A 20,198-nucleotide genomic window follows, 5' to 3' on the forward strand; every position below is an offset into this window, starting at 1 on the left:
GACGGGGTCGCCCGGTCCCGATCTGGCCGGGACGGGTCAGCGGGGATCGACCGGTCCCGGTCCGGCCGGGCGCGCGGGCGCCGGCCGGACCGGGCGGGTGTTACGGACGCTGCGCCGGGCTCTCGGTCTTCGCCGGGTCGCGCTCGGTGATCGGGTCGACGATCTCGTCGATCGCCTTGAGCAACTCGGCGTCGAGCTTCACCCCGGCCGCCGCGACGTTGTCCCGCACCTGCTCCGGGCGGGACGCGCCGATGATCGCCGAGGAGACGTTCGGGTTCTGCAGCACCCAGGCGATGGCCAGCTGAGGCATGGTCAGCCCGGCCTGCTCGGCCAGCGGCCGGAGCCGCTGCACCCGGCTGAGCACCTCGTCGGTCATGAACCGGGCGATGAAACCGGCGCCGGACTTCTCGTCCGTGGCGCGCGAGCCGGCCGGCGGCGGCTGGCCCGGCTGGTACTTGCCGGAGAGCACGCCCTGCGCCATCGGCGACCAGACGATCTGCCCGACGCCCAGCTCCTCGCTGGTGGGCACCACCTCGCCCTCGATGACCCGCCAGAGCATCGAGTACTGCGGCTGGTTGGAGACCAGCGGGATGCGCAGTTCCCGGGCCAGCTGGTGGGCCTCGCGGATCTGCGACGCCTTCCACTCGGAGACGCCGATGTAGTGCGCCTTGCCGGAGTGCACGACGTCGGCGAACGCCTCCATCGTCTCCTCCAGCGGCGTGCTGTAGTCGTACCGGTGGGCCTGGTAGAGGTCCACGTAGTCGGTGCGCAGCCGGCGCAGTGAGCCGTTGATCGACTCCATGATGTGCTTGCGGGACAGGCCGCGGTCGTTGCGGCCGGGCCCGGTGGGCCAGTACACCTTGGTGAAGATCTCCAGCCCCTCACGCCGCTCGTCGGCGAGCGCGCGACCGAGCACGTCCTCGGCGCGGGTGCCCGCGTAGACGTCGGCGGTGTCGAAGGTGGTGATGCCGGAGTCGAGGGCGGCCCGCACACAGGCGAACGCCGCGTCCTCCTCGACCTGCGAACCGTGGGTGATCCAGTTGCCGTACGAGATCTCGCTGACCATCAGGCCGGAACGGCCCAGGTGACGGAATTCCATGAACCCGACCCTATCCCCGTGCCGTGCCGGCCTCTGCGCGGCCGGCCCGCGGTGTGTGCGGGCTCGCGGAGCGGCCCCACGCAGGGCCCGGGAGGGCGCCTAGAGCACCGGGTTGGTGTCGGTGAGCAGCCGGTTGATCTCTTCGACGACGCCGTCGCGGTTGTGGTGCACCGGGTCGATCAGCGGCTCGCCGCGCCGGTCGAGCGCACCCCATCGCCCGGTGCCGGTGCCGACCAGGAAGGCGACCGGGTGGATGGCGAGCGCCGGATGCACCGGCGGGACGATCAGCGCGCCGCCGCGGTCCACCACGCCAAGGCGGCCATTCACCTCCACCACGGCCAGGCCCTCGTCGGTGAAGCCGTCGACGTGCCGGCCGTCGGCCAGCTCGGTGCGCAGCCCGTGGTAGCGGGTCGACACCACGATCCGGCCGGTCCGGTCGACCGCGCCCCAGCCCTCCCGGCGTACCGCGGCCACGCCCTTGCGGAACGGGCGTACGTCGGCGAAGCCGGGTGGGACCACCACGTCGCCGGTGGGATCGATGGCCTGCCAACCGGCGTTGCCGTCCCGGACCACCCAGGCCAGGCCGTCGGAGAAGGGCCGGGCCGCGAGGTATGCCGGCTCGATCACCGTGGTGCCGGTGAGCGCGATCAGCGACCAGCGATCGGTCTCCGGGCGGCGGACCCAGGCCAGCCCCTCCCGGAACGGCTGCGCCTCCGCGTACCGGGCCGGGATCACCAGGTCACCGTGGGGGTCCGCGAAACCCCAGAGCACGCCGTCGCGCGCCGGCACCGGGGGTACGCCGCGCTCCAGCACCTCGTTCTCGCCGCGCGGGTACGGCCCGAAGCCGCGCTCCGCGGCCCGTTCGGCGATTGCGTCCAGGCCGAGCCGGACCCGGTCCAGCAGCTCGGCGTCCCCGGCGCCGCGCAGGTCGAGCGCCCGCTCGAAGTGCTGGCAGGCCTCCATGTACCGGCCCTGGTCGTAGCAGGACCGGCCGGAGTGCTCGTAGAGCGCGGCCCGGAGCCGGTCGGGTAGCTCGGCGGAGTTGGCCCGCGCGAAGAGTTGGTCCGCTTCGGCGAAGTCACCGCGCCAGCGCAGCACGTGCGCCAGCCGGGCCTGGGCGAGCGCGGTGCGGCGCAGCTCGCCGGTCGCCTCCGCGTAGGTGAGGGCCAGCCGACCGTCGGCCAGCGCGTCGTCCAGGTCACCGAGGATCCGGGAGACCACCGCGCGCAGGCTGAGCAGCCGGGCGCGGGCCTTGTTGTCGACGGCCGAGCCGAGCTTCTCGGTCAGCCGCCGCCGGATCGTCCGCAGCTCGTCCGGCTCCTCCGGCACCTCGCGCAGCGTTCCGGGATCCAGTCGCCACCGGTAGCTCGCCAGCACCTGCTCGGGGTCGCCCTGTTCGGCCGCGCTCCGCGCCGGCGGCGCCACGGGTGGCGCCGAGACCGACGCGGCGGGTGGCGCTGAGACCGGCGCGGAGACCGGCGCGGCGGGTGGCGCCGAGACCGAACTGATGGGTGGCGCCGAGACCGGCGTGGCGGGTGGCGCCGAGACCGAACTGATGGGTGGCGCGGAGACCGGGTCGGCGGGCGGCGCTGACACCGGCCCCGCGGGCGGTGCGGAGACCGGCGTGGCGACGGCGGGTGGTGCGGACACCGGTATGGCGCCGGATCCGGCCTCGGCCGAGGCCGGTGACCATTCGGCGGGCCGGGCCGGGGCGGGCGGCGCGGAGGTGGGCGCGGCGGGCGGCCCGGAGACAGGGCCTGCGGGCGGCGCGGAGACCGGGTGGGCCACGGCGGCGGAGAACGGCGGGGCCGAGACGGGCATCGCGGGCTGCGGGACCACGGCGGGCGCGGGTGGCGCGGAGGCGGGTCCGGCCGGCGGCGCGGAGATCGGGCTCGCGGCGGTGTCCACCCCGGACGACGAGGCCGGGGGTGATACCGGTGCCACCGGCGAGGCGGACCGGTCGGAGTCGACCAGCTCCGGCGATCCGGTGCCGGGTGCTGGCCGTTCACCGTCGGGCACGTCGACGCCCGCCGGCGCGGCCGGGAGCGCCGAGGAGGCGGCCGACGGCTCGTCGGCCTCGGCCGGCAGCGAGGCGGCGGCGTGCGGTGCGGAGACCGGGTGGGCCGGGACCGCGGAGACCGGCGCGGCGGGCGGTGCGGAGACCGGGTGGGCCGGGGGTACGGAGACCGGGCGGTTGAGGGCAGCGGGTGCGGCGGTGGTGGCCGACGCTCCCGTGCCGGGCTCGGCGTCCGGTGCGGGGCTGCCGGTCGGAACGGGTGGTGCCGGCGGGGTGTCGCCGGGCGCGACGTCGGGCGGCGCGGAGACCGGGAGTGGCACCGAAGTGCCGTCCGGGGCGGCGAGCGCGGGCGCGGCGTCGGCGGACGGCGTCGGACCGGCCGGCGGCGCGGACACCGGCCGGGCCGACGGTGTCGCGTCGGCGTGCGGCGTGCGGTCCGAGTCGGTCGACGCCGGATCGGCCGGTGCCGGCGAGGACGCGAAGGCCGGTGGCGGCGAGGACGCGAATGCCGGTGCCGGCGAGGTCGGGAAGGCCGGTGGCGGCGAGGACGCGAATGCCGGTGGCGGCGAGGACGCGAATGCCGGTGGCGGCGAGGTCGGGAAGGCCGGTGGCGCCGGTGGTGGCGAGGTCGGGAAGGCCGGTGGCGGCGAGGCCGGATGGGCCGATGGCGTCGACATGGCGTCGGCAGATGCCGGCGGTTCCTGCGCGGGCGGTGCCGGGTGCGCCGGCGAGACCGGGCGCGCGGACGCTGCCGGCGTCGGGTCGGCGGCCGCCCCCGTCGGGGCGTCCGCCCCGCCTGCGGGCTCGGCGACCGCGCTGGAGTCGTCGGGGCTCGCCGACTGCGGGGCGGCGGTCAGGTCGGTCTGCGCCTCGCCGCCGGTGCTGTCCTGGTCGGACTCGTCCGGCTCGGGGCGGTTGGGCTGGAACCAGGCGTCCGGTCCACTGGTGGCGGTGCCCGTGGTCGGTTCGGCCTCGGCCGGGACGGCCGGCGCGGGCGGCGCCGACGGGGGCGGTGGGACGTACACCCGGGGCATGCCGGGGGCCGGCGGCGCCGGAGTCTCCGACGTGGGCCGGGCGGACACGTCGGCCGGCGGGGCGGAGACCGGCCGGCGGTAGCTCGGCGGCGCGGAGACCGGGCCGTCGTCGGACCGGGTCGGGGCTGGGCGGTCGTGCGGCGCCGCCGAGATTGGGCGGTCCTCCCACCGGCTCGGGGCCGGGCGGTCGCCGCCGTGGTGTGCGGGCGGCGGCGGCGCGAACCGGTGGCCGCTCGGCGAGACCGGGGCGGAATCCTCGGTCGGGTAACCCGGGGCGGGCCGCGCGGAAGGACGCTGTTCGACGGTGCCCGCCCCGGGATAGCGCGGCGGGGGAGCGTCCGGTCGGGACGGCGGTTCGGGGTGGGCCGGCTCCGCCGGATGTCCGGCCACCGGCTCGGCCGGCAGGAACTCCAGCCGGAGCCGGGCGGCCGGCGGGCCACCGACCGGTGGCGAATCGTCGGGCGCCGCGGGCGGTTGCTGGACCGGGCCGGCCGCTCCGGAGACCGGCGCCGGGGAGACGGGCCCGGTCGACGCCGGGGAGACCGGCGCGGCCGACGGCGGGGAGGCCGCGCGGCCCGATGGTGGACCGCCGGCTTCCGGTCGTCCCAGGTGGCCAGGCTGATCGGGCCGGTCGCCCGAGGCGGGCGCGACCGGGCCCACCGGGCGGGGGTGGGCCCCGGCGGGCGGGACCGGCGGCGCGGGCCGGCCGGGAGCCGGGGAGTCGGGTCGCCCGGCGACGGGCGCGGGTCGGCCGGGGGCGGGGGAGACGGGCGGTCCGGAGACGGGCGTGGGTCGGCCCGGAGCCGGGGAGACGGGCGGTCCGGAGACGGGCGTGGGTCGGCCCGGAGCCGGGGAGACCGGCGGTCCGGAGACCGGTGCCGGGCCGGCGGCCGGCGAGACGGGGATGTCCCGACTCGGCGGGCCGGCGGGGCGTGCGGGCGCGCGGTACGGCTCGTCGTACCGGCCGGGCGGCTCGGGCCGGGCCTGTGGCGGCACGCCGGGCTCGACCGGCCGGCGCTGCTCCGGCCTGGGCTCGGCGCGCTGCCCGGAGTGCCAGCCACCGTCCTGGCGCACCGGGCCGGGTGGGGGCCAGGGCAGGCCGCGGTCGTGCTCGGGGGCCGGCTGCGGCCGTGGTTCGCGGTACGCCTCCGGCCGGGTCTCCCCGCGCGGTCGGCGCTCGGCGTACGGCTCGGCGCGGCCGGCGGCCTCGGGCGGCTGCTGCCGGCGCGGCTCGGGCTCGTGGCGCTGCTCGACGTCGTGGCGGCGCTCGGCCGCGTGGCGCCGTTCGGGCTCGTGCCGCCGCTCGGTTTCGTGGCGTGGGTCCAGCTCGTAGCGCGGGCGTCCATGGTGGTCGGGCTGGTGGGCCCGGTCGTCCTCGTACCGGGAGCGCCCGGTGCGGTCCGGCTCCGGGCGGCGCGGCCGGTCGTCGCCCTGCCGGGGTCCGGCGGGGTCGCGGTCGGGGCGGTAGGGCCGGTCGTCGTATCGCGGCTGCCCGGCGGCGGCGCGCGGGCCGGAGCGGTCCCGGCCTCCGTCGGCGTAGCGGTCGTCCGGGTGACGGCCGTCGGGCTGGCGCTCCCGCTCGGCGTTGTGCCCCCACGGGTAGCGGGTGCGGCCGTTGCCCTCGGCCCCTCGGCGGTCGGGGCCGGCGGCCGGGCGTTCGGCGCCGTCGCGGCGGCGGGGCTGCTCCTCCTCCGGTTCCGGCATCCGGTCCGAGTCGTGGCGGGGCGCGGGGGAGACCGGCGGGGCGTACGGGTGGCTGCGCCCGACCGGCTCGGACCGGGACGGGCGGGTCTCGTGGCGGTCGTGCTCCGGCGGCTCGCGGTGCCAGCCGTTGTCCCGGCCGTGGCGCTCCTCACTGCGGGAGCGACGGTCGGACCACTCGGTACGACCGTCCGCCGCGGGTCGGCGGGCCGGCGGGCGCTCGTCGGGCCAGGACGGCTCGGCATGGGGGCGGCGGTACGGCTCGTCGTCGTGCCGTCGTCCTTCGCGGCTGTCGTACCGGCCGCCGCCGTCCCAGCTCTCCTCGGGTGCTGGGTCATCCGCCCAGGACCGGCCCAGGTAGGTGCCGTCGGGACGGGCCGGGGCGAGCGGTGGCACGTCGGCCCGGCCGACCACGGCGGCCCGTCCCCGGGGCGGCGGTGCGTGCTGCACGCCGATGTCGCCCGGGTAGCGCTGGCCGGGGAACTGGGGGTGCCACTCGTGGGTCGGTTCGACCACCCAGGACGGTTCGGCCGGATCCGACCACCGGTCGGCGTACCGGCTGCTCATCCGGTGGGCCCGTCGTCACGCACGGGGCGTGTGCCGGTGTCCCCCTGACGGTCCGCGGGCGCGGCCGCGATGCGGTGACCGCCGGGCGTCCGGTCGCCGACGACCGCGCTCCGGTGGCCGGCTCGCGTCCGCTCGCTCACGGCGTTGTCACCTCGTTGCCAATTGTCGCGCTGGGCACCCGACCCGCCGGTAGAGTCGCCCATTCCGGCAGGGCGTGGCTGCGGATGGAGGGTATCGGCGTGGGCTCGGTCACCGCCACTGTGGCACCGTCCACCACCTCAAACGTTATCCGATGGTTTCGGACATTTGGGTCTATAGCCGCATCCGGCTTCCGACGATACTCCACCTATCGCCAGGCGGCGCTGGCCGGGATCGTCACCAACTCGGTGTTCGGCTTCCTGCGCTGCTATCTGCTGCTCGCCGTGGCCGGCGCGGCCGGCGAGGTGGCCGGGTACGACCGGGCGCAGCTGGCCACCTTCGTCTGGGTCGGGCAGGGGCTGCTCGCCGTGGTCCTGCTCTGGGGCTGGACGGAGCTGGCCGACCGGATCCGCACCGGCGACGTCGTCACCGACCTGCTCCGGCCGGTCCACCCGGTCACCGCCTACCTCGCCACCGACCTGGGCCGCGCCGGGTACGCGGCGGTGGCTCGGCTGCTGCCGCCGGTGCTGGTCGGGCCGCTCTTCTTCGACGTGCACCTGCCGGCCCGCTGGCCCACCGCGCCGCTCTTCGTCGTCTCGGCCGGCGTCGCGGTGGTGCTCTCCTTCGCCTGCCGGTTCCTGGTCAACGCCACCGCCTACTGGCTGGACGACGTCCGCGGGCCGATGATCCTCTGGACGCTCGGCTCGGGTGTGCTGGCCGGGCTCTACTTTCCGCTGCGCTTCCTGCCGGAGTGGCTCTACCTGCCACTGTGGATCGCCACCCCGCTGCCCAGCCTCTTCCAGACCCCGCTCGACGTGCTGGTGGAGCGCGACCCCACCCCGGTGCAGGTGGGGCTGGTCGCCCTCCAGGTCGGCTGGGCCGCGCTGCTGCTGGCCGTCTGCCGACTCGTGCAGCGCCGCGCCGAGCACCGGCTGGTGGTGCAGGGTGGTTGACCGGCGGGGCGGGACGCTGACCGCGTACCGGGCGCTGCTCGGCGCGCAGGCCCGGTCGCAGACCGCGTACCGGGCCTCGTTCGCGATCGACCTGGTGGGCAACCTCGGGGCCACCCTCTTCGACGTGGCCACCGTGCTGGTCATCTTCGGCGTGACCCGGGAGCTGGGCGGGTTCACCCTGCGCGAGGCGTTGCTGATGGTCGGTCTCTCCGCGTTCGCGTTCGCCACCGCCGACCTGCTGGTCGGCAACATCGAGCGGATCCCCCGCTACGTGCGCACCGGCCTGCTGGACGCGGTGCTGCTGCGGCCGCTCGGTGCGCTGCCGCAGCTGCTCCTGATGGACCTGCCGCTGCGCAAGGTCTCCCGGGCGCTGTTCGGGCTCACCGTCTGGATCGTCGCGGTCGCCTCGGCCGATCTCGACTGGACGCCGGGCCGGGTGCTGCTGGTGGTCCTCGCCCCGGTCGCCGGTGCGGTCTTCTTCGGCTCGGTCTTCGTGGCCACCGCGACCGTCTCGTTCTTCTGGATCGAGTCGGGCGAGCTGGCCAACTCGGTCACCTACGGCGGGCGCGACTTCACGTCGTACCCCGTCACCGTCTACGGCGGCTGGTTCCGCGCGCTCTTCGCGTACGGCCTGGGTTTCGCCTTCGTCAGCTACCAGCCGGCGCTGGCGCTGCTCGGCCGCGCCGACCCGCTGGGCCTGCCGCCCTGGGCGGGCTGGGCCGCGCCGGGCGTCGCTCTGCTCGCCGCCGCGGCCGCCGCCGTGGCCTGGCGCTTCGGCATCCGCCACTACCGGAGTACGGGGTCATGACCGCAATTGAGACGCGCGGATTGCGCAAGGAGTTCACGGTACGGGTGAAGACCGGCCGGCTGCGCCGGGAGACCCAGGTGCGGGCCGCGGTCGACGGGATCGACCTGCGGGTGGAGCGGGGCGAGATGCTCGGCTACATCGGCCCGAACGGCGCCGGCAAGTCCACCACCCTGAAGATGCTCACCGGCGTGCTGATGCCCACCGCCGGCGAGGTACGCGTCTGCGGACTGCGCCCGGTGGCCCAGCGCATCCAGCTCGCGAGACGCATCGGCGTGGTCTTCGGGCAGCGCTCGCAGCTCTGGTGGGACCTGCCGCTGCGGGAGTCCTTCGGCCTGCTCCGGCACATCTACCGGGTGCCCGCCGCCGAGCATGCCGCTCGGTTGGTCCGCTGCCGGGCCCTGCTCGACCTGGACGGCTTCCTGGACGTGCCCGTCCGGCAGCTCTCCCTCGGCCAGCGGATGCGCGGCGAGCTGACCGCCGCGCTGCTGCACGGTCCGGAGGTGCTCTTCCTCGACGAGCCGACCATCGGTCTGGACGTGGTGAGCCGGCAGGCGGTCCGGGGTTTCCTCGGTGAGCTGGGCCGGGCCGGCGACACCACCCTGGTGCTGACCACCCATGACCTCGCGGACATCGAGCGGCTCTGCCGGCGGCTGGTCGTGGTCGACCACGGCCGGGTGGTGCACGACGGCTCGATCGCCGAGCTGCACCGCCGGTACGGCTCCCGCCGGCTGGTCGTGGCCGACCTGGACGCCCGGCTGCCGGAGCCGCCGGCCCTGCCCGGCGCGCAGCTGCGCCAGGTCGCCCCGGACGGCCGCCGCCTGGTGTACGCGTTGGAGTCCGCCGGGGTCGCCGAGGTGGTCTCGGGCCTGGCCGGGCTGGTCAGCCTGCGGGACATCGCGGTCGTCGAACCGGACATCGAGGAGGTGGTGGCCCGCCTCTACCGCGCACCGGCCGGCCCGGCCTCGGCGGACGGCTCGGTGCCCCGATTGCCGTCGCCGGCCGGGCCGGACCCGGCCGCGGAGGCCGCCCCGACGGGGTGAGCGCGGCTCAGGGGTGCTCCATCACCAGCACCGCGAAGGTGCCGGGGACCATCGCCTCGTACCTGTGCGGCTCGTCCCCGGGGAAGGTCGCGTAGTCGCCCGGGCCCAGCTCGACCAGATCCGCCTCGGGCCCGACCCGGAGCCGGCCGGCCGCCACCACGACGTGCTCGACGCTGCGAGGGGTGTGCGCGTCCGCGGTGCGGACCGCGCCGGGCTCCAGCTCGACGAGGTAGATGTCCCGGCGGAGGTGCGCAGAGCCGGCGCTGAGCAGCGTGCCGGCGAAGTCGGCGTGCTCGGAGCGCACCCGGGGGCCGTCACCGGCCCGGATCACCCGGACGGCCGCCCGCGGTGGCTCGACCAGGCGGCTGAACGGCACGTCGAGTGCGGCGCCGAGCGCCCAGAGCGTCTCCACGCTCGGGTCGCCGGTCCCCGCCTCCAGCTGGGCGAGGGCGGACTCGGCGATCCCGGCCCGCTTGGCCAGCTCGCTGAGCGGGATGCCGACCCGTTCCCGTTCCCGGCGCAGCGCGGCGGCGATGGTGGCCAGCGGGGGAGCCGAGTCGGCGGCCATCTGCACTCCGTCGGTGTTCGGTGTGACGAACGAGTCGACCAGGTTCACCAGGTGGACCATTCGTACGCTACAGCGAACGCCAGCGGCCGGGAGGCTTCGCGACAACGCCGCGACCGCTACCGCGGCGGCCGGTGACCGTCACCGCCGCCCGCGGGTCAGACCTTGTCGCCGATCTTGACCTGCGGCGCCGGGGTACGCATCCGGCGGAAGGTGATCGACCGCATGATCGCGTAGAGGTAGAGCGAGCCCATCCGCTGGTCGGTCTTGGGGAACCGCTGGCGGACCAGCTTGCCGATCTTGCGGGAGATCAGGATCGAGTCGACCACCACGCCGAGGGCCAACGCGCCCCAGAGCAGGTTGGAGACGAGCCGGACCTCCGGCGGCATCGCCGCGTTCGACCCGATCAGCACGATCAGCGCGCCGCCGAAGAACCAGGTGCCGACCGTACGCCGGGAATCCACCACGTTGCGGGCCAGCAGCCGCTCGGGGCCGCGGTCGCGCGGGCCGCCCTCGCGGCGGAACTCGGCCGCCGACTCGGCGCGCAGCTGCCGGCGGCGCTCCCGCGCCTCCTCCTTGGTCAGCGGCTTGCTGGGGGCGCCGCCACCGGGACGCCGCCCGACGGTCGGCCGCTTCGGGGTCTCACGCCCCTTGGCCGGGGTGTAGGCCCGGGGACGCTCAGCGGTGGACGCCTCGTCGGGCGTCACGGAGGTGACAGCCTCGTCTACGAGGTCGGCGGACTTGCGGCGAAACAGCGACGGCACGTCGAAAGGGTAGCCAACCGAAGGCGCCCGGTGCACATCGCGGTGCACCGGGCGCGAACTCGCGGTGAGCGAGGTTACGGTCGCTCGGCGTGCGCGCCCAGGTCGGCGAGCTTCGCCTCGAAGTCCTCGTAGCCGCGGTTGATCAGGTCGACGCCGTAGACCCGCGAGGTGCCCTCGGCGGCGAGCGCCGCGATCAGGTGGCTGAACCCGGCCCGCAGGTCCGGGATGACCAGGTCGGCCGCGTGCAGCTTGCTCGGACCGGCGATCACCGCGGAGTGCTTGAAGTTGCGCCGGCCGAAGCGGCACGGGGTGCCGCCCAGGCAGTCCCGGTAGACCTGGATGTTGGCGCCCATCGAGTTCAGCGCCTCGGTGTAGCCCAGCCGCTGCTCGTAGACCGTCTCGTGGACGATCGACAGGCCGCGGGCCTGGGTGAGCGCGACCACCAGCGGCTGCTGCCAGTCGGTCATGAAACCGGGGTGCACGTCGGTCTCCAGCGCCACGGCGTTCAGTTCGCCGCCCGGGTGCCAGAACCGGATGCCGCCCTCCTGGCCCGGGTCGCCGAGCTTCGGCGGGCGGGCGTCGGTGACCTCGTACTCGCCGCCGACCGAGCGGAAGATGTTCAGGAAGGTCATCATGTCGGCCTGCTGCGCGCCGAGCACCTCGACGTGCCCGCGGGTGGCCAGCGCCGCCGCGGCCCAGCTCGCCGCCTCGATCCGGTCCGGGATCGGCCGGTGCGTGTAGCCGTGCAGCTTCGGCACGCCCTGGATCTCGATCACCCGGTCGGTGTGCACCTTGATGATCGCGCCCATCTTCTGCAGGATGCAGATCAGGTCGATGATCTCGGGCTCCACCGCGGCGTTGCGCAGCTCGGTGACGCCCTCGGCCATCACCGCGGTCAGCAGCACCTGCTCGGTGGCGCCGACGCTCGGGTACGGCAGCGCGAACTTCGTGCCGTGCAGGCCGTTCGGCGCGGACAGGTGCAGACCCTCCGGCCGCTTGTCGACCGTCGCGCCGAACTCGCGCAGCGCCTGGAGGTGGAAGTCGATCGGGCGCGGCCCGATGTGGCAGCCACCCAGGTCCGGAATGAAGGCGTGCCCGAGCCGGTGCAGCAGCGGGCCGCAGAAGAGGATCGGGATCCGGCTGGACCCGGCGTGCACGTTGATCTGGTCGGTGCTGGCGCTCTCGACGTTGGCCGGGTCGAAGACGAGCTCGCCGTCCTCGTTGCCGTCGGTCACCTTGACGCCGTGCAGCCCGAGCAGGCCCCGGACGACCTCGACGTCGCGGATCTTCGGCACGTCGAACAGCCGGCTCGGGCTGTCGCCGAGCAGCGCGGCGACCATCGCCTTGGAGACCAGGTTCTTCGCGCCGCGCACTCGGATCCGCCCTTCCAGCGGAGTGCCTCCGTGCACGACCAGGACGTCGTCGGTCAACGCAACCTCCAGCGCGTCGGTGCTGCCGTGTGATGGTGGGGTCGACGGTGTGGATCGGTACCCCGGATGCGGCCGTGGTGAAACAGTCGCCTGCGTCGTTGCTCCGGCAGCATAGTCCTCGGGGATGAGAATGGAACCGGTCACACCGCCCGCAGAGTGTTATTTGGGTGATCCGGTACTAATACCTATCAAGGGCGCTACGCAGAGTGATCAGTTGGCGGTCGGCGGCGGGGTGTCCGCGCCCGGAAGGGCCAGCATCTGGTCCAGCGCCACCCGGGCGTGGTGCGCGGTGGCCGGATCGACCGTGATCTGGTTCACCACCCGGCCGGCGACCAGCTCCTCCAGCGCCCAGACCAGGTGCGGCAGGTCGATCCGGTTCATCGTCGAGCAGTAACAGACCGCCTTGTCGAGGAACATGATCTGCTTGTCCGGATGGGCCACCGCCAGCCGGCGGACCAGGTTGAGCTCGGTGCCCACCGCCCACGCCGACCCGGCCGGAGCCGCCTCGATGGTCTTGATGATGAACTCGGTCGAGCCCACCTGGTCGGCCGCGGTGACCACCTCGTGCCGGCACTCCGGGTGGACCAGCACGTTCACCCCGGGCACCCGCTCGCGGACGTCGTTGACGCTCTCGAGGGTGAACCGGCCGTGCACCGAGCAGTGCCCGCGCCACAGGATCATCTTCGCGTCGCGCAACTGCTCGGCGGTCAGCCCGCCGTTCGGCTTGTGCGGGTCGTAGAGCACGCAGTCGTCCAGCGAGTAGCCCATCTCCAGCACCGCCGTGTTGCGGCCCAGGTGCTGGTCGGGCAGGAAGAGCACCTTCGAGCCCTGCTCGAACGCCCAGTCCAGGGCCCGCTTGGCATTCGACGAGGTGCAGACCACGCCGCCGTGCCGGCCGACGAAGCCCTTGATGTCGGCCGAGGAGTTCATGTAGGTGACCGGGACGGTCTGCTCGGCGACGCCCAGCTCGGTGAGCGCGTCCCAGGCCGCCTCGACCTGCCCCAGCACCGCCATGTCCGCCATCGAGCAGCCGGCCGCCAGGTCGGGCAGGATCACCTTCTGCGCGTCCGAGGTGAGGATGTCGGCGCTCTCGGCCATGAAGTGCACGCCGCAGAAGACGATGTACTCCGCGTCCGGTCGGGCCGCCGCCTCCCGGGCCAGCTTGAACGAGTCGCCGGTCACGTCGGCGAACTGGATCACCTCGTCGCGCTGGTAGTGGTGCCCCAGCACGAAGACCTTGCTGCCCAGTGCGGCCTTCGCCGCGGCCGCCCGGGCGACCAGACCCTGGTCGCTGGGCGCCGGCAGGTCACCGGGACACTCGACGCCGCGCTCGGTCGACGGGTCGCTGCCCCGGCCGAGCAGCAGCAGTGCCGTAGCGGTGTTGGCGGGTTCCACCCAGGTCGAAGTCACGTCCCCCATGGTCCCACAGCACGGGCGCGGCGCAGCCTCGGCCGATGTGGGCTGCCACACTGCTCGGCATGCGCGTGCTGCTCTGTCCGGACAAGTTCGCCGGCACCCTGCCCGCCCCGGAGGTCGCCGCCGCGGTTGCCGAGGGCTGGCGCACGGTGACCGTGGGTGACGACCTGCTGATCCGGCCGCTCGCCGACGGCGGGCCGGGCTTCGTCGACGTCCTCGCCGACGCGCTGGACGGCCGCCGGGTGCCGGTGCGCACCGTCGATCCGCTCGGCCGGCCGGCCGCCGGTGAGATCCTGCTCACCGGCGACGGCACGGCCTACCTGGAGAGCGCCCAGGCGTGCGGGCTGCACCTGCTCGACCCGGCCGAGCGGGACCCGAAGAGCACCACCTCGTACGGGCTGGGGCTGCTGGTCGCCGCCGCGGTGGAGCACGGCGCCACGACGGTGGTCATCGGGCTCGGCGGCTCGGGCACCAACGACGGCGGCGCGGGGATGCTCACCGCGCTCGGCGTCACCGGCCTGGACGAGGCCGGCCGGGCGCTGCCGTACGGCGGGGCGGCGCTCGCCGCGCTCGCCGCGCTCGACGGCGCGCCCCGGCTGCGCGGCGCCCGACTCGTCGCCGCCACCGACGTGGACAACCCGCTGCTCGGCCTGCACGGCGCGAGCAGCGTGTTCGGCCCGCAGAAGGGCGCCGACCGGGCGGACGTGCTGCTGCTCGACGCCGCGCTGGAACGCTTCGCCGAGGTGCTTCAGCGGGACCTGCCCGGCGCTCCGGCGCAGCTCGGCGCGCTCCCCGGCGGCGGGGCGGCCGGCGGCATCGGCGCGGCGATCCTTGCTCTCGGAGGGCGCTGCGAGTCCGGCATCGGCCTGGTCACCCGGGCGATCGGCCTGGACGCCGCGCTGGAGAGCGTCGACCTGGTGATCACCGGGGAGGGCTCCTTCGACCATCAGTCACTGCGCGGCAAGGTGGTCGCCGGGGTGGCCGGGGCGGCCCGGGACCGGGGGGTGCCGTGCGTGGTTCTCGCCGGGCAGGTGAGCACCGGCCGGCGGGAGGCCGCCGCGGCCGGGGTGACCGACGCGTACAGCCTGGTGGAGCATTTCGGGGGCGAGGAGCGCGGCGGCCTGGCCACGGCGCTCAGCCGGCCCGCCGACGGGCTGCGCGAGCTGGGCGCCCGGCTGGCCCGGCAGTGGAGCCGCTGATCGGGTGTGACCTGCGCCGCGCGGGGAAGCCCCGAGGTCACGTCGCCGGGTCGTCCGGCCCGGAGCGGCCTACAATCAAAAATTGGACCACAGTGGGAATCGCTGACCGGCGGGTGACGTTGGTCGGGACGACCACAACCAACGCGCGCAGGGAGAATTCCACGTGACCACGCCAGCGCAGACCGAGTCGACCGAGGCCAAGGCCGCTACGTCCGTCGTCCTCACCGACGTCGCGGCGCAGAAGGTCAAGGCCCTGATCGAGCAGGAGGGCCGTGACGACCTGCGGCTCCGCATCGCGGTGCAGCCGGGTGGCTGTTCCGGCCTGCGGTACCAGCTGTTCTTCGACGAGCGTTCGCTCGACGGTGACGTCGTCACCGACTACGACGGTGTCGAGGTCGTCGTCGACCGGATGAGCGCCCCCTACCTGGCCGGCGCCACCATCGACTTCGCCGACCGGATCGACGCCCAGGGCTTCACCATCGACAACCCCAACGCGGGCAGCTCCTGCGCCTGCGGCGACTCGTTCAGCTGAGTCGACCTCCGCGTCGCCCACGACGGGGCCGTCCCACGGGACGGCCCCGTCGTCGTCGGTGGGCTCCTGGCCCACAGGTGACCGGCGGGTGACCATCGTCCGACCGACCGGACGCGGCCGGGTTGACCGACCGGTAGTCTGACCGCGCCCTGCTCCCGACCCCGAGGGTTGACATGAAGATCGCGGTGACCGGCTCCATCGCCACCGACCACCTGATGAGCTTCCCCGGCCGCTTCGCCGACCAGCTCATCGCCGACCAGCTGCACAAGGTGTCGCTCTCCTTCCTGGTGGACGACCTGGTGCTGCGTCGGGGCGGGGTGGCGGCGAACATCGCCTTCGGCATGGGGCAGCTCGGTCTGCACCCGGCGCTGGTCGGGGCGGTGGGCGCGGATTTCGCCGACTACCGCTCCTGGCTGGAGCGCCACGGCGTGGACTGCGACTCGGTGCACATCAGCGAGGTGGCGCACACCGCCCGCTTCGTCTGCACCACCGACACCGACATGTGCCAGATCGCCTCCTTCTACGCCGGTGCGATGAGCGAGGCGCGCAACATCGAACTCGCCCCGCTCGCCAACCGGCTCGGCGGGCTCGACCTGGTCCTGGTCGGCGCGAACGACCCCGAGGCGATGCTGCGCCACTCCGCCGAGTGCCGGGAGCGCGGCTTCGCCTTCGCCGCCGACCCCTCGCAGCAGCTGGCCCGGATGCCCGGCGAGGACGTGATCGCGCTGATCGACGGCGCCGACTACCTGATGACCAACGACTACGAGAAGTCGCTGCTGCAGAGCAAGGCGGGGCTCAGCGACGAGCAGCTGCTGGACCGGGTCAAGATCCGGGTCACCACGCTCGGCAAGCACGGTGTCGAGATCGCCGGGCGGGACATCGACCCGATCCACGTGCCGATCGCCCGGGAGACCCGGGCGGTCGACCCGACCGGCGTGGGCGACGGCTTCCGCGCCGGGTTCTTCACCGCGCTGTCCTGGGGCCTCGGCCTGGAGCGCGCCGCCCAGGTCGGCTCGCTGCTGGCCACGCTGGTGCTGGAGACCGTCGGCACCCAGGAGTACCAGGTCCGCCGGGACCTGTTCGTCAAGCGGCTCGCCGAGTCGTACGGGGACGTGGCCGCCGACGAGGTCCGCCCGCACCTGCTGCCGTGACCTCCACCCCGGCCGGCGGGGTCGTCGACCCCGCCGCCGTGCCACCCGGCGCCGGCGCTCGGCTGCTGGTCGCCTTCGCCGGGCTGCCCGGCGTCGGCAAGAGCACCCTCGCCGCCCGGGTCGGTGCGGCGCTGCGCGCCCCCGTCCTGCCCGTCGACCCGGTGGAGCGGGCCCTCGCCCGCTACGGCCTGGTCGGCGACGTGCCCGGGATGGCCGCCTACGGCGCGGTCGCCGGGCTCGCCGAGGTGCAGCTCGGGCTCGGGCTCAGCGTGGTGGTGGACGCGGTGAACCCGGTGGCCAGCGCGCGGGGCCTCTGGCACGACCTGGCCGAGCGGGCCGGGGTGCCGCTGCGGCTGATCGAGGTGCACTGCGGCGACGAGGCGGAGCACCGGCGCCGGATCGAGTCGCGGCCGCCGGACCCGCACCACCCGACCTGGGAGCAGACCCTGGTACGCCGCGCCCGGTACGAGCCGATCATCGGCCCGCGCCTGGTGGTGGACACCGCCGTCGACGCCGACCCGCTCCCCGCCGTCCTCAACTACCTGCGCTGACCCCGGCGCGGGTCAGTGCTGGCGGCGGACGTCGTAGGCCGGGCCGTCGGGGCCGGTGACGGTGCCGACGAACTCCTGACCGCGCATCCGGCACCAGGCGGGAATGTCCACCGCCGCCGCCGGGTCGTCGGCGAGCACCCGGACCACCGTCCCCACCGGCAGCTCCGGCAGCCGACGGGCCACCGCGATCACCGGCAGCGGGCAGCGTTGACCACGGCAGTCGAGCACCTCGTCCGGCACGGTCACAGCCCCACCACCCCCGCCTCGGCGCGCAGCTCGGCGACGATTCCCGGCAGCTCGGCGAGGAAGCGCTCGACGTCCGCCGTCGACGTCTCCCGGTGCAGCGAGATCCGCACGTTGCCGTGCGAGAGCACCCCCATCGCCTCCAGCACGTGCGACGGACGCAGCGTGGAGGAGGTGCAGGACGAGCCGGAGGAGACGGCGAAGCCCCGCCGGTCCAGCGCGTGCAGCAGCGCCTCGCCGTCCACGTAGAGACAGGAGAACGTGACCAGGTGCGGCAGGCGACTCTGCGGGTCGCCGACCACCTCCACGTCCGGCACCTGCGCCGCCACCCGGGCCCGGATCAGGTCCACCAGCGGCGTCAGCCGGGCCGTCTCCGCCGCGGCCTCGGCCGCCACCGCGCGCAGGCTCGCCGCCGCGGCCACCACCGCCGGCAGGTTCAACGCCCCCGGGGTACGCCCGGCCTCCCGCTCGTCCGCCGGATAGGGTGACTCCCACCGGGTGCCCTTGCGCACCACCAACACGCCCACGCCGGCCGGGCCGCCCCACTTGTGCGCGCTGGCGGTCAAAACCGACCAGCCGGCCGGCACCGGCACCCGGCCCACCGCCTGGGCCGCGTCCACGTAGAGCGGCACCCCGGCGTCGGCGCACGCGGCGGCCGCCTGCGCCACCGGCTGGAGCGTGCCCACCTCGTGACTGGCGGCGATCAGCGCGGCCAGGGCCACCCCCGGCGCGCCGACCGCGGCCGCCCAGGCCTGCGGGTCCAGTCCACCGAGCCGGTCGACCGGGACCGAGGTCGCCGTGCCCCCGTCCGCCACGTGCCGCTCGGCGGCGTGCAGCACGGCCGAGTGTTCGATGGCGGAGTGCACCAGGGTCCGGCCCGCCCGGCGCCGCCCGGCCAGGCCACCGAGCACGGCGGCGTGCGCGGCGGCCGTTCCGCTGGCGGTGAAGCTGAGCTCGTCGGGGCGTACGCCCAGGGTCTCCGCGGTCGCGGCCCGGGCCGCGTCGAGCAGCTGGCGGGCCCGGCGGGCCTGCGTGTAGAGCTTGCCCGGGTCGGCCCAGCCGTCCTCCAGGGCCGCCAGCAGCGCCTGCCGGGCGACCGGATGCAGTGGCGCGGCGGTGGCCGCGTCCAGGTAGACCAGGGATACGCTCACGGATCCCTACGCTATCGCGGCGGTACGCCCAAGATCCCCCCGATGGGGGCGGACAGTGACCCCACCACGGTCCAGTCCGTCATGGTCGAGTAATCTGCGACCGTCGGTGACGCCTTTGCCGCAGGTGCTGTCGCCCCGTCCGTCCGAGGCCGGGAGATCAGGGCAGACACCGCGGCGCGCTAGGGAGGCAGGACCAGGTGGTCGCAAGGAGTTCGGAGGTACGGCCGTCGGCCGTACGGCACAGCGCTTCCCCGGGAGTCGGTGGACGCCGGCGTGGTGCTGGTCGGCTCGCCGGGCTCGGTCTCGGCGGTGTGGCGCTGCTGGTCCTGCTCACGGGCTGTGACGTCGGCGCGGCGTTCGACGGCTTCGGCTGGCCGCAGGGCGGCATCTCCGCGGAGTCCCGCCGGATGTACGACCTGTGGATCGCGTCCTGCATCGCGGCGCTCGCGGTCGGCGTCTTCGTCTGGGGCCTGATCTTCTGGTGCATCGTGCGCTACCGGAAGCGGGGCAACGAGCTGCCGGTGCAGACCCGTTACAACCTGCCGATGGAGTTCCTCTACACCATCGCGCCGGTGCTGATCGTCTCCGTGCTCTTCTACTACACGGCGATCGTGCAGACCGACGTGAACAAGACGTCGCGCAACCCCGACGTCACCGTCGAGGTCGTCGCGTTCAAGTGGAACTGGCAGTTCAACTACCGTGACGGCCAAGGCGTGGACGCCAACACCGTCGCCTCGACGCTGGGCACCAGCGAGGTCATCCCGATCCTGGTGCTGCCCACGAACCGGTCCATCCGGTTCGAGGAGACCAGCCGCGACGTCATCCACTCGTTCTGGGTGCCGGAGCTGCTGTTCAAGCGCGACGTCATGCCCGGCAACATCCGCAACGTGTTCGAGGTCTCCAGCCTGGAGACCGAAGGCGCCTACGTCGGCCGGTGCGCTGAGCTCTGCGGCAGCTACCACGCCTTCATGAACTTCGAGCTGCGGGTGGTCTCGCCGGAGCAGTACGACCAGTTCCTCGCGGCGAAGCAGGGCGGCAAGACCACCCAGGAGGCGCTGTCGGCCATCGGCGAGGACCCGTACGCCCAGACCACCAGGCCGTTCGACACCCGGCGTACGAAGAACAACTTCAACCCCGACGACCTGCCGGCTGCGGGAAACTGAGGGAGCGGGCATGAAGACCGAGTGGCGCATCTTCCTTCTCATCGCCGGGTTCCTCGCCGGCGCGACCATCCTCTACGGCGCCTGGACGCACGGTGAGGCCGGCCGCGTCGAGTGGGTCGGCACCGTCGCCCTGCTGCTGTCCTTCCTCCTCTGCTCGATGTGCGGCGGCTTCTTCTGGTTCGTCTCCCGCCGCATCGACCTGCGGCCGGAGGACCGCCCGGACGCGGAGATCGCCGACGGCGCGGGTGAGGTCGGCTTCTTCAGCCCGGGCAGCTACTGGCCGTTCGGCCTGGCACTGGCCGCCGCCGTCGCCGGCCTCGGCATGGTGTTCTGGCAGCTCTGGCTGCTCGGCGCCGGCCTGGTGGCGGTCATCTTCGCCGCCTGCGGGCTGCTCTTCGAGTACTACACCGGCACCCGGCGCACCGCCGAGCACTGAGCCCGGCCGCACCACCCGAGCACCACGACGGCCCGCCTCCACCCGGAGGCGGGCCGTCGCGCGTCCGGCCGTCGCGCATCACGGCCCGTCGTCCCGCCCCACCCACCTGGCCCGGCGCCCGCCCAGCCGGGCGCTCGTCCATCGGCCCGCCCCGGCGTCCGTTCGCCCGGCCCGGCGTCCGTTTGCCCGGCCCGGCGTCCGCCCAGCCGGGCGCTTGTCCGTCCGTCCGATCCGGTGCCG

General features: G+C 74.7%; 17 protein-coding genes. 9 read left to right on the forward strand and 8 right to left on the reverse strand.

Annotated features, from left to right (window positions below):
• Positions 1-100: 100 nt before the first annotated feature.
• Both ACIP9D_RS17800 and ACIP9D_RS17805 read right to left on the reverse strand, forming a co-directional pair.
• Positions 101-1,099 (reverse strand): aldo/keto reductase family protein, encoded by a 999-nt coding sequence (locus ACIP9D_RS17800; RefSeq protein ID WP_350872232.1) that lies wholly within the window; start codon positions 1,097-1,099, stop codon positions 101-103.
• A 99-nt stretch (positions 1,100-1,198) separates the two neighbouring features.
• A complete protein-coding gene (locus tag ACIP9D_RS17805) occupies positions 1,199-6,418 on the reverse strand; it encodes a WG repeat-containing protein (RefSeq protein WP_350872233.1) in 5,220 nt (1,739 codons plus the stop codon).
• 239 nt (positions 6,419-6,657) lie between these two features.
• Here ACIP9D_RS17805 and ACIP9D_RS17810 point away from each other — a divergent pair, with 239 nt between their 5' ends.
• From ACIP9D_RS17810 to ACIP9D_RS17820, 3 genes are read left to right on the forward strand one after another with little or no spacing between them, the layout of a single operon-like run.
• On the forward strand, positions 6,658-7,509 hold the full coding sequence (locus ACIP9D_RS17810; protein ID WP_400450548.1) for an ABC transporter permease: 852 nt from the start codon (positions 6,658-6,660) through the stop codon (positions 7,507-7,509).
• Entirely contained in the window at positions 7,502-8,317 is an 816-nt protein-coding gene (locus tag ACIP9D_RS17815; protein ID WP_350872235.1) for an ABC-2 family transporter protein, read from the forward strand. Before ACIP9D_RS17810 ends, ACIP9D_RS17815 begins: the two co-directional genes overlap by 8 nt.
• A complete protein-coding gene (locus ACIP9D_RS17820; RefSeq protein WP_350872237.1) occupies positions 8,314-9,357 on the forward strand; it encodes an ATP-binding cassette domain-containing protein in 1,044 nt (347 codons plus the stop codon). The genes ACIP9D_RS17815 and ACIP9D_RS17820 overlap by 4 nt, the downstream gene beginning before the upstream one ends.
• Positions 9,358-9,364: 7 nt before the next feature.
• Here ACIP9D_RS17820 and ACIP9D_RS17825 read toward each other — a convergent pair whose 3' ends face one another.
• The 4 genes from ACIP9D_RS17825 to nadA all read right to left on the reverse strand — a co-directional run bounded on the left by ACIP9D_RS17825 (position 9,365) and on the right by nadA (position 13,526).
• Positions 9,365-9,925 carry a helix-turn-helix domain-containing protein gene (locus ACIP9D_RS17825; RefSeq protein WP_350872941.1) on the reverse strand — a complete coding sequence of 187 codons (561 nt, stop codon included), beginning with the start codon at positions 9,923-9,925 and terminating at the stop codon, positions 9,365-9,367.
• A 155-nt stretch (positions 9,926-10,080) separates the two neighbouring features.
• The gene (locus ACIP9D_RS17830) at positions 10,081-10,686 is read right to left on the reverse strand and encodes a DUF3043 domain-containing protein (protein WP_350872238.1); all 606 of its coding nucleotides are present in this window, start codon (positions 10,684-10,686) and stop codon (positions 10,081-10,083) included.
• A gap of 74 nt (positions 10,687-10,760) precedes the next feature.
• Positions 10,761-12,116: a UDP-N-acetylglucosamine 1-carboxyvinyltransferase gene (gene murA / locus ACIP9D_RS17835; RefSeq protein WP_350872240.1), complete on the reverse strand. Its 1,356-nt coding sequence runs from the start codon at positions 12,114-12,116 to the stop codon at positions 10,761-10,763.
• A 210-nt stretch (positions 12,117-12,326) separates the two neighbouring features.
• Complete coding sequence (nadA, locus tag ACIP9D_RS17840) at positions 12,327-13,526, reverse strand: quinolinate synthase NadA (protein ID WP_350872241.1); 1,200 nt, start codon at positions 13,524-13,526, stop codon at positions 12,327-12,329.
• Between the two features lie 44 nt (positions 13,527-13,570).
• On the opposite strand from nadA, the gene ACIP9D_RS17845 reads away from it, so the two are divergent.
• The 4 genes from ACIP9D_RS17845 to ACIP9D_RS17860 all read left to right on the forward strand — a co-directional run bounded on the left by ACIP9D_RS17845 (position 13,571) and on the right by ACIP9D_RS17860 (position 16,965).
• Positions 13,571-14,731, forward strand: a complete 1,161-nt coding sequence (locus ACIP9D_RS17845) for a glycerate kinase (RefSeq protein WP_350872243.1) — start codon at positions 13,571-13,573, stop codon at positions 14,729-14,731.
• Between the two features lie 163 nt (positions 14,732-14,894).
• On the forward strand, positions 14,895-15,263 hold the full coding sequence (erpA, locus tag ACIP9D_RS17850; protein ID WP_350872245.1) for an iron-sulfur cluster insertion protein ErpA: 369 nt from the start codon (positions 14,895-14,897) through the stop codon (positions 15,261-15,263).
• Between the two features lie 173 nt (positions 15,264-15,436).
• A complete protein-coding gene (locus ACIP9D_RS17855; RefSeq protein ID WP_350872246.1) occupies positions 15,437-16,414 on the forward strand; it encodes a carbohydrate kinase family protein in 978 nt (325 codons plus the stop codon).
• Positions 16,411-16,965, forward strand: coding sequence for an ATP-binding protein (locus ACIP9D_RS17860; protein WP_350872248.1), 555 nt, complete (start codon positions 16,411-16,413; stop codon positions 16,963-16,965). Before ACIP9D_RS17855 ends, ACIP9D_RS17860 begins: the two co-directional genes overlap by 4 nt.
• A gap of 12 nt (positions 16,966-16,977) precedes the next feature.
• On the opposite strand, the gene ACIP9D_RS17865 is transcribed toward ACIP9D_RS17860, so the two are convergent.
• The gene (locus tag ACIP9D_RS17865; RefSeq protein ID WP_350872250.1) at positions 16,978-17,211 is read right to left on the reverse strand and encodes a sulfurtransferase TusA family protein; all 234 of its coding nucleotides are present in this window, start codon (positions 17,209-17,211) and stop codon (positions 16,978-16,980) included.
• Positions 17,208-18,359: an aminotransferase class V-fold PLP-dependent enzyme gene (locus ACIP9D_RS17870; RefSeq protein WP_350872251.1), complete on the reverse strand. Its 1,152-nt coding sequence runs from the start codon at positions 18,357-18,359 to the stop codon at positions 17,208-17,210. The genes ACIP9D_RS17865 and ACIP9D_RS17870 overlap by 4 nt, the downstream gene beginning before the upstream one ends.
• 197 nt (positions 18,360-18,556) lie before the next feature.
• Between ACIP9D_RS17870 and coxB the strand changes: the two genes are divergently transcribed.
• Both coxB and ACIP9D_RS17880 read left to right on the forward strand, forming a co-directional pair.
• Complete coding sequence (coxB, locus tag ACIP9D_RS17875) at positions 18,557-19,522, forward strand: cytochrome c oxidase subunit II (RefSeq protein ID WP_350872252.1); 966 nt, start codon at positions 18,557-18,559, stop codon at positions 19,520-19,522.
• A gap of 10 nt (positions 19,523-19,532) precedes the next feature.
• Entirely contained in the window at positions 19,533-19,958 is a 426-nt protein-coding gene (locus ACIP9D_RS17880) for a cytochrome c oxidase subunit 4 (protein WP_350872254.1), read from the forward strand.
• Positions 19,959-20,198 lie beyond the last annotated feature (240 nt).

Source organism: Micromonospora sp. NPDC093243 (assembly GCF_044753725.1).
Classification (GTDB): Bacteria; Actinomycetota; Actinomycetes; order Mycobacteriales; family Micromonosporaceae; genus Micromonospora.

Bases quoted from the DNA above. Each gene is read 5' to 3' on its own strand.
- ACIP9D_RS17805 (WP_350872233.1), bottom strand. From the start codon at position 6,418: ATGAGCAGCCGGTACGCCGACCGGTGGTCGGATCCGGCCGAACCGTCC.
- ACIP9D_RS17880 (WP_350872254.1), top strand. From the start codon at position 19,533: ATGAAGACCGAGTGGCGCATCTTCCTTCTCATCGCCGGGTTCCTCGCC.
- ACIP9D_RS17845 (WP_350872243.1), top strand. From the start codon at position 13,571: ATGTGGGCTGCCACACTGCTCGGCATGCGCGTGCTGCTCTGTCCGGAC.
- ACIP9D_RS17820 (WP_350872237.1), top strand. From the start codon at position 8,314: ATGACCGCAATTGAGACGCGCGGATTGCGCAAGGAGTTCACGGTACGG.
- ACIP9D_RS17825 (WP_350872941.1), bottom strand. From the start codon at position 9,925: ATGGCCGCCGACTCGGCTCCCCCGCTGGCCACCATCGCCGCCGCGCTG.
- ACIP9D_RS17800 (WP_350872232.1), bottom strand. From the start codon at position 1,099: ATGGAATTCCGTCACCTGGGCCGTTCCGGCCTGATGGTCAGCGAGATC.
- ACIP9D_RS17855 (WP_350872246.1), top strand. From the start codon at position 15,437: ATGAAGATCGCGGTGACCGGCTCCATCGCCACCGACCACCTGATGAGC.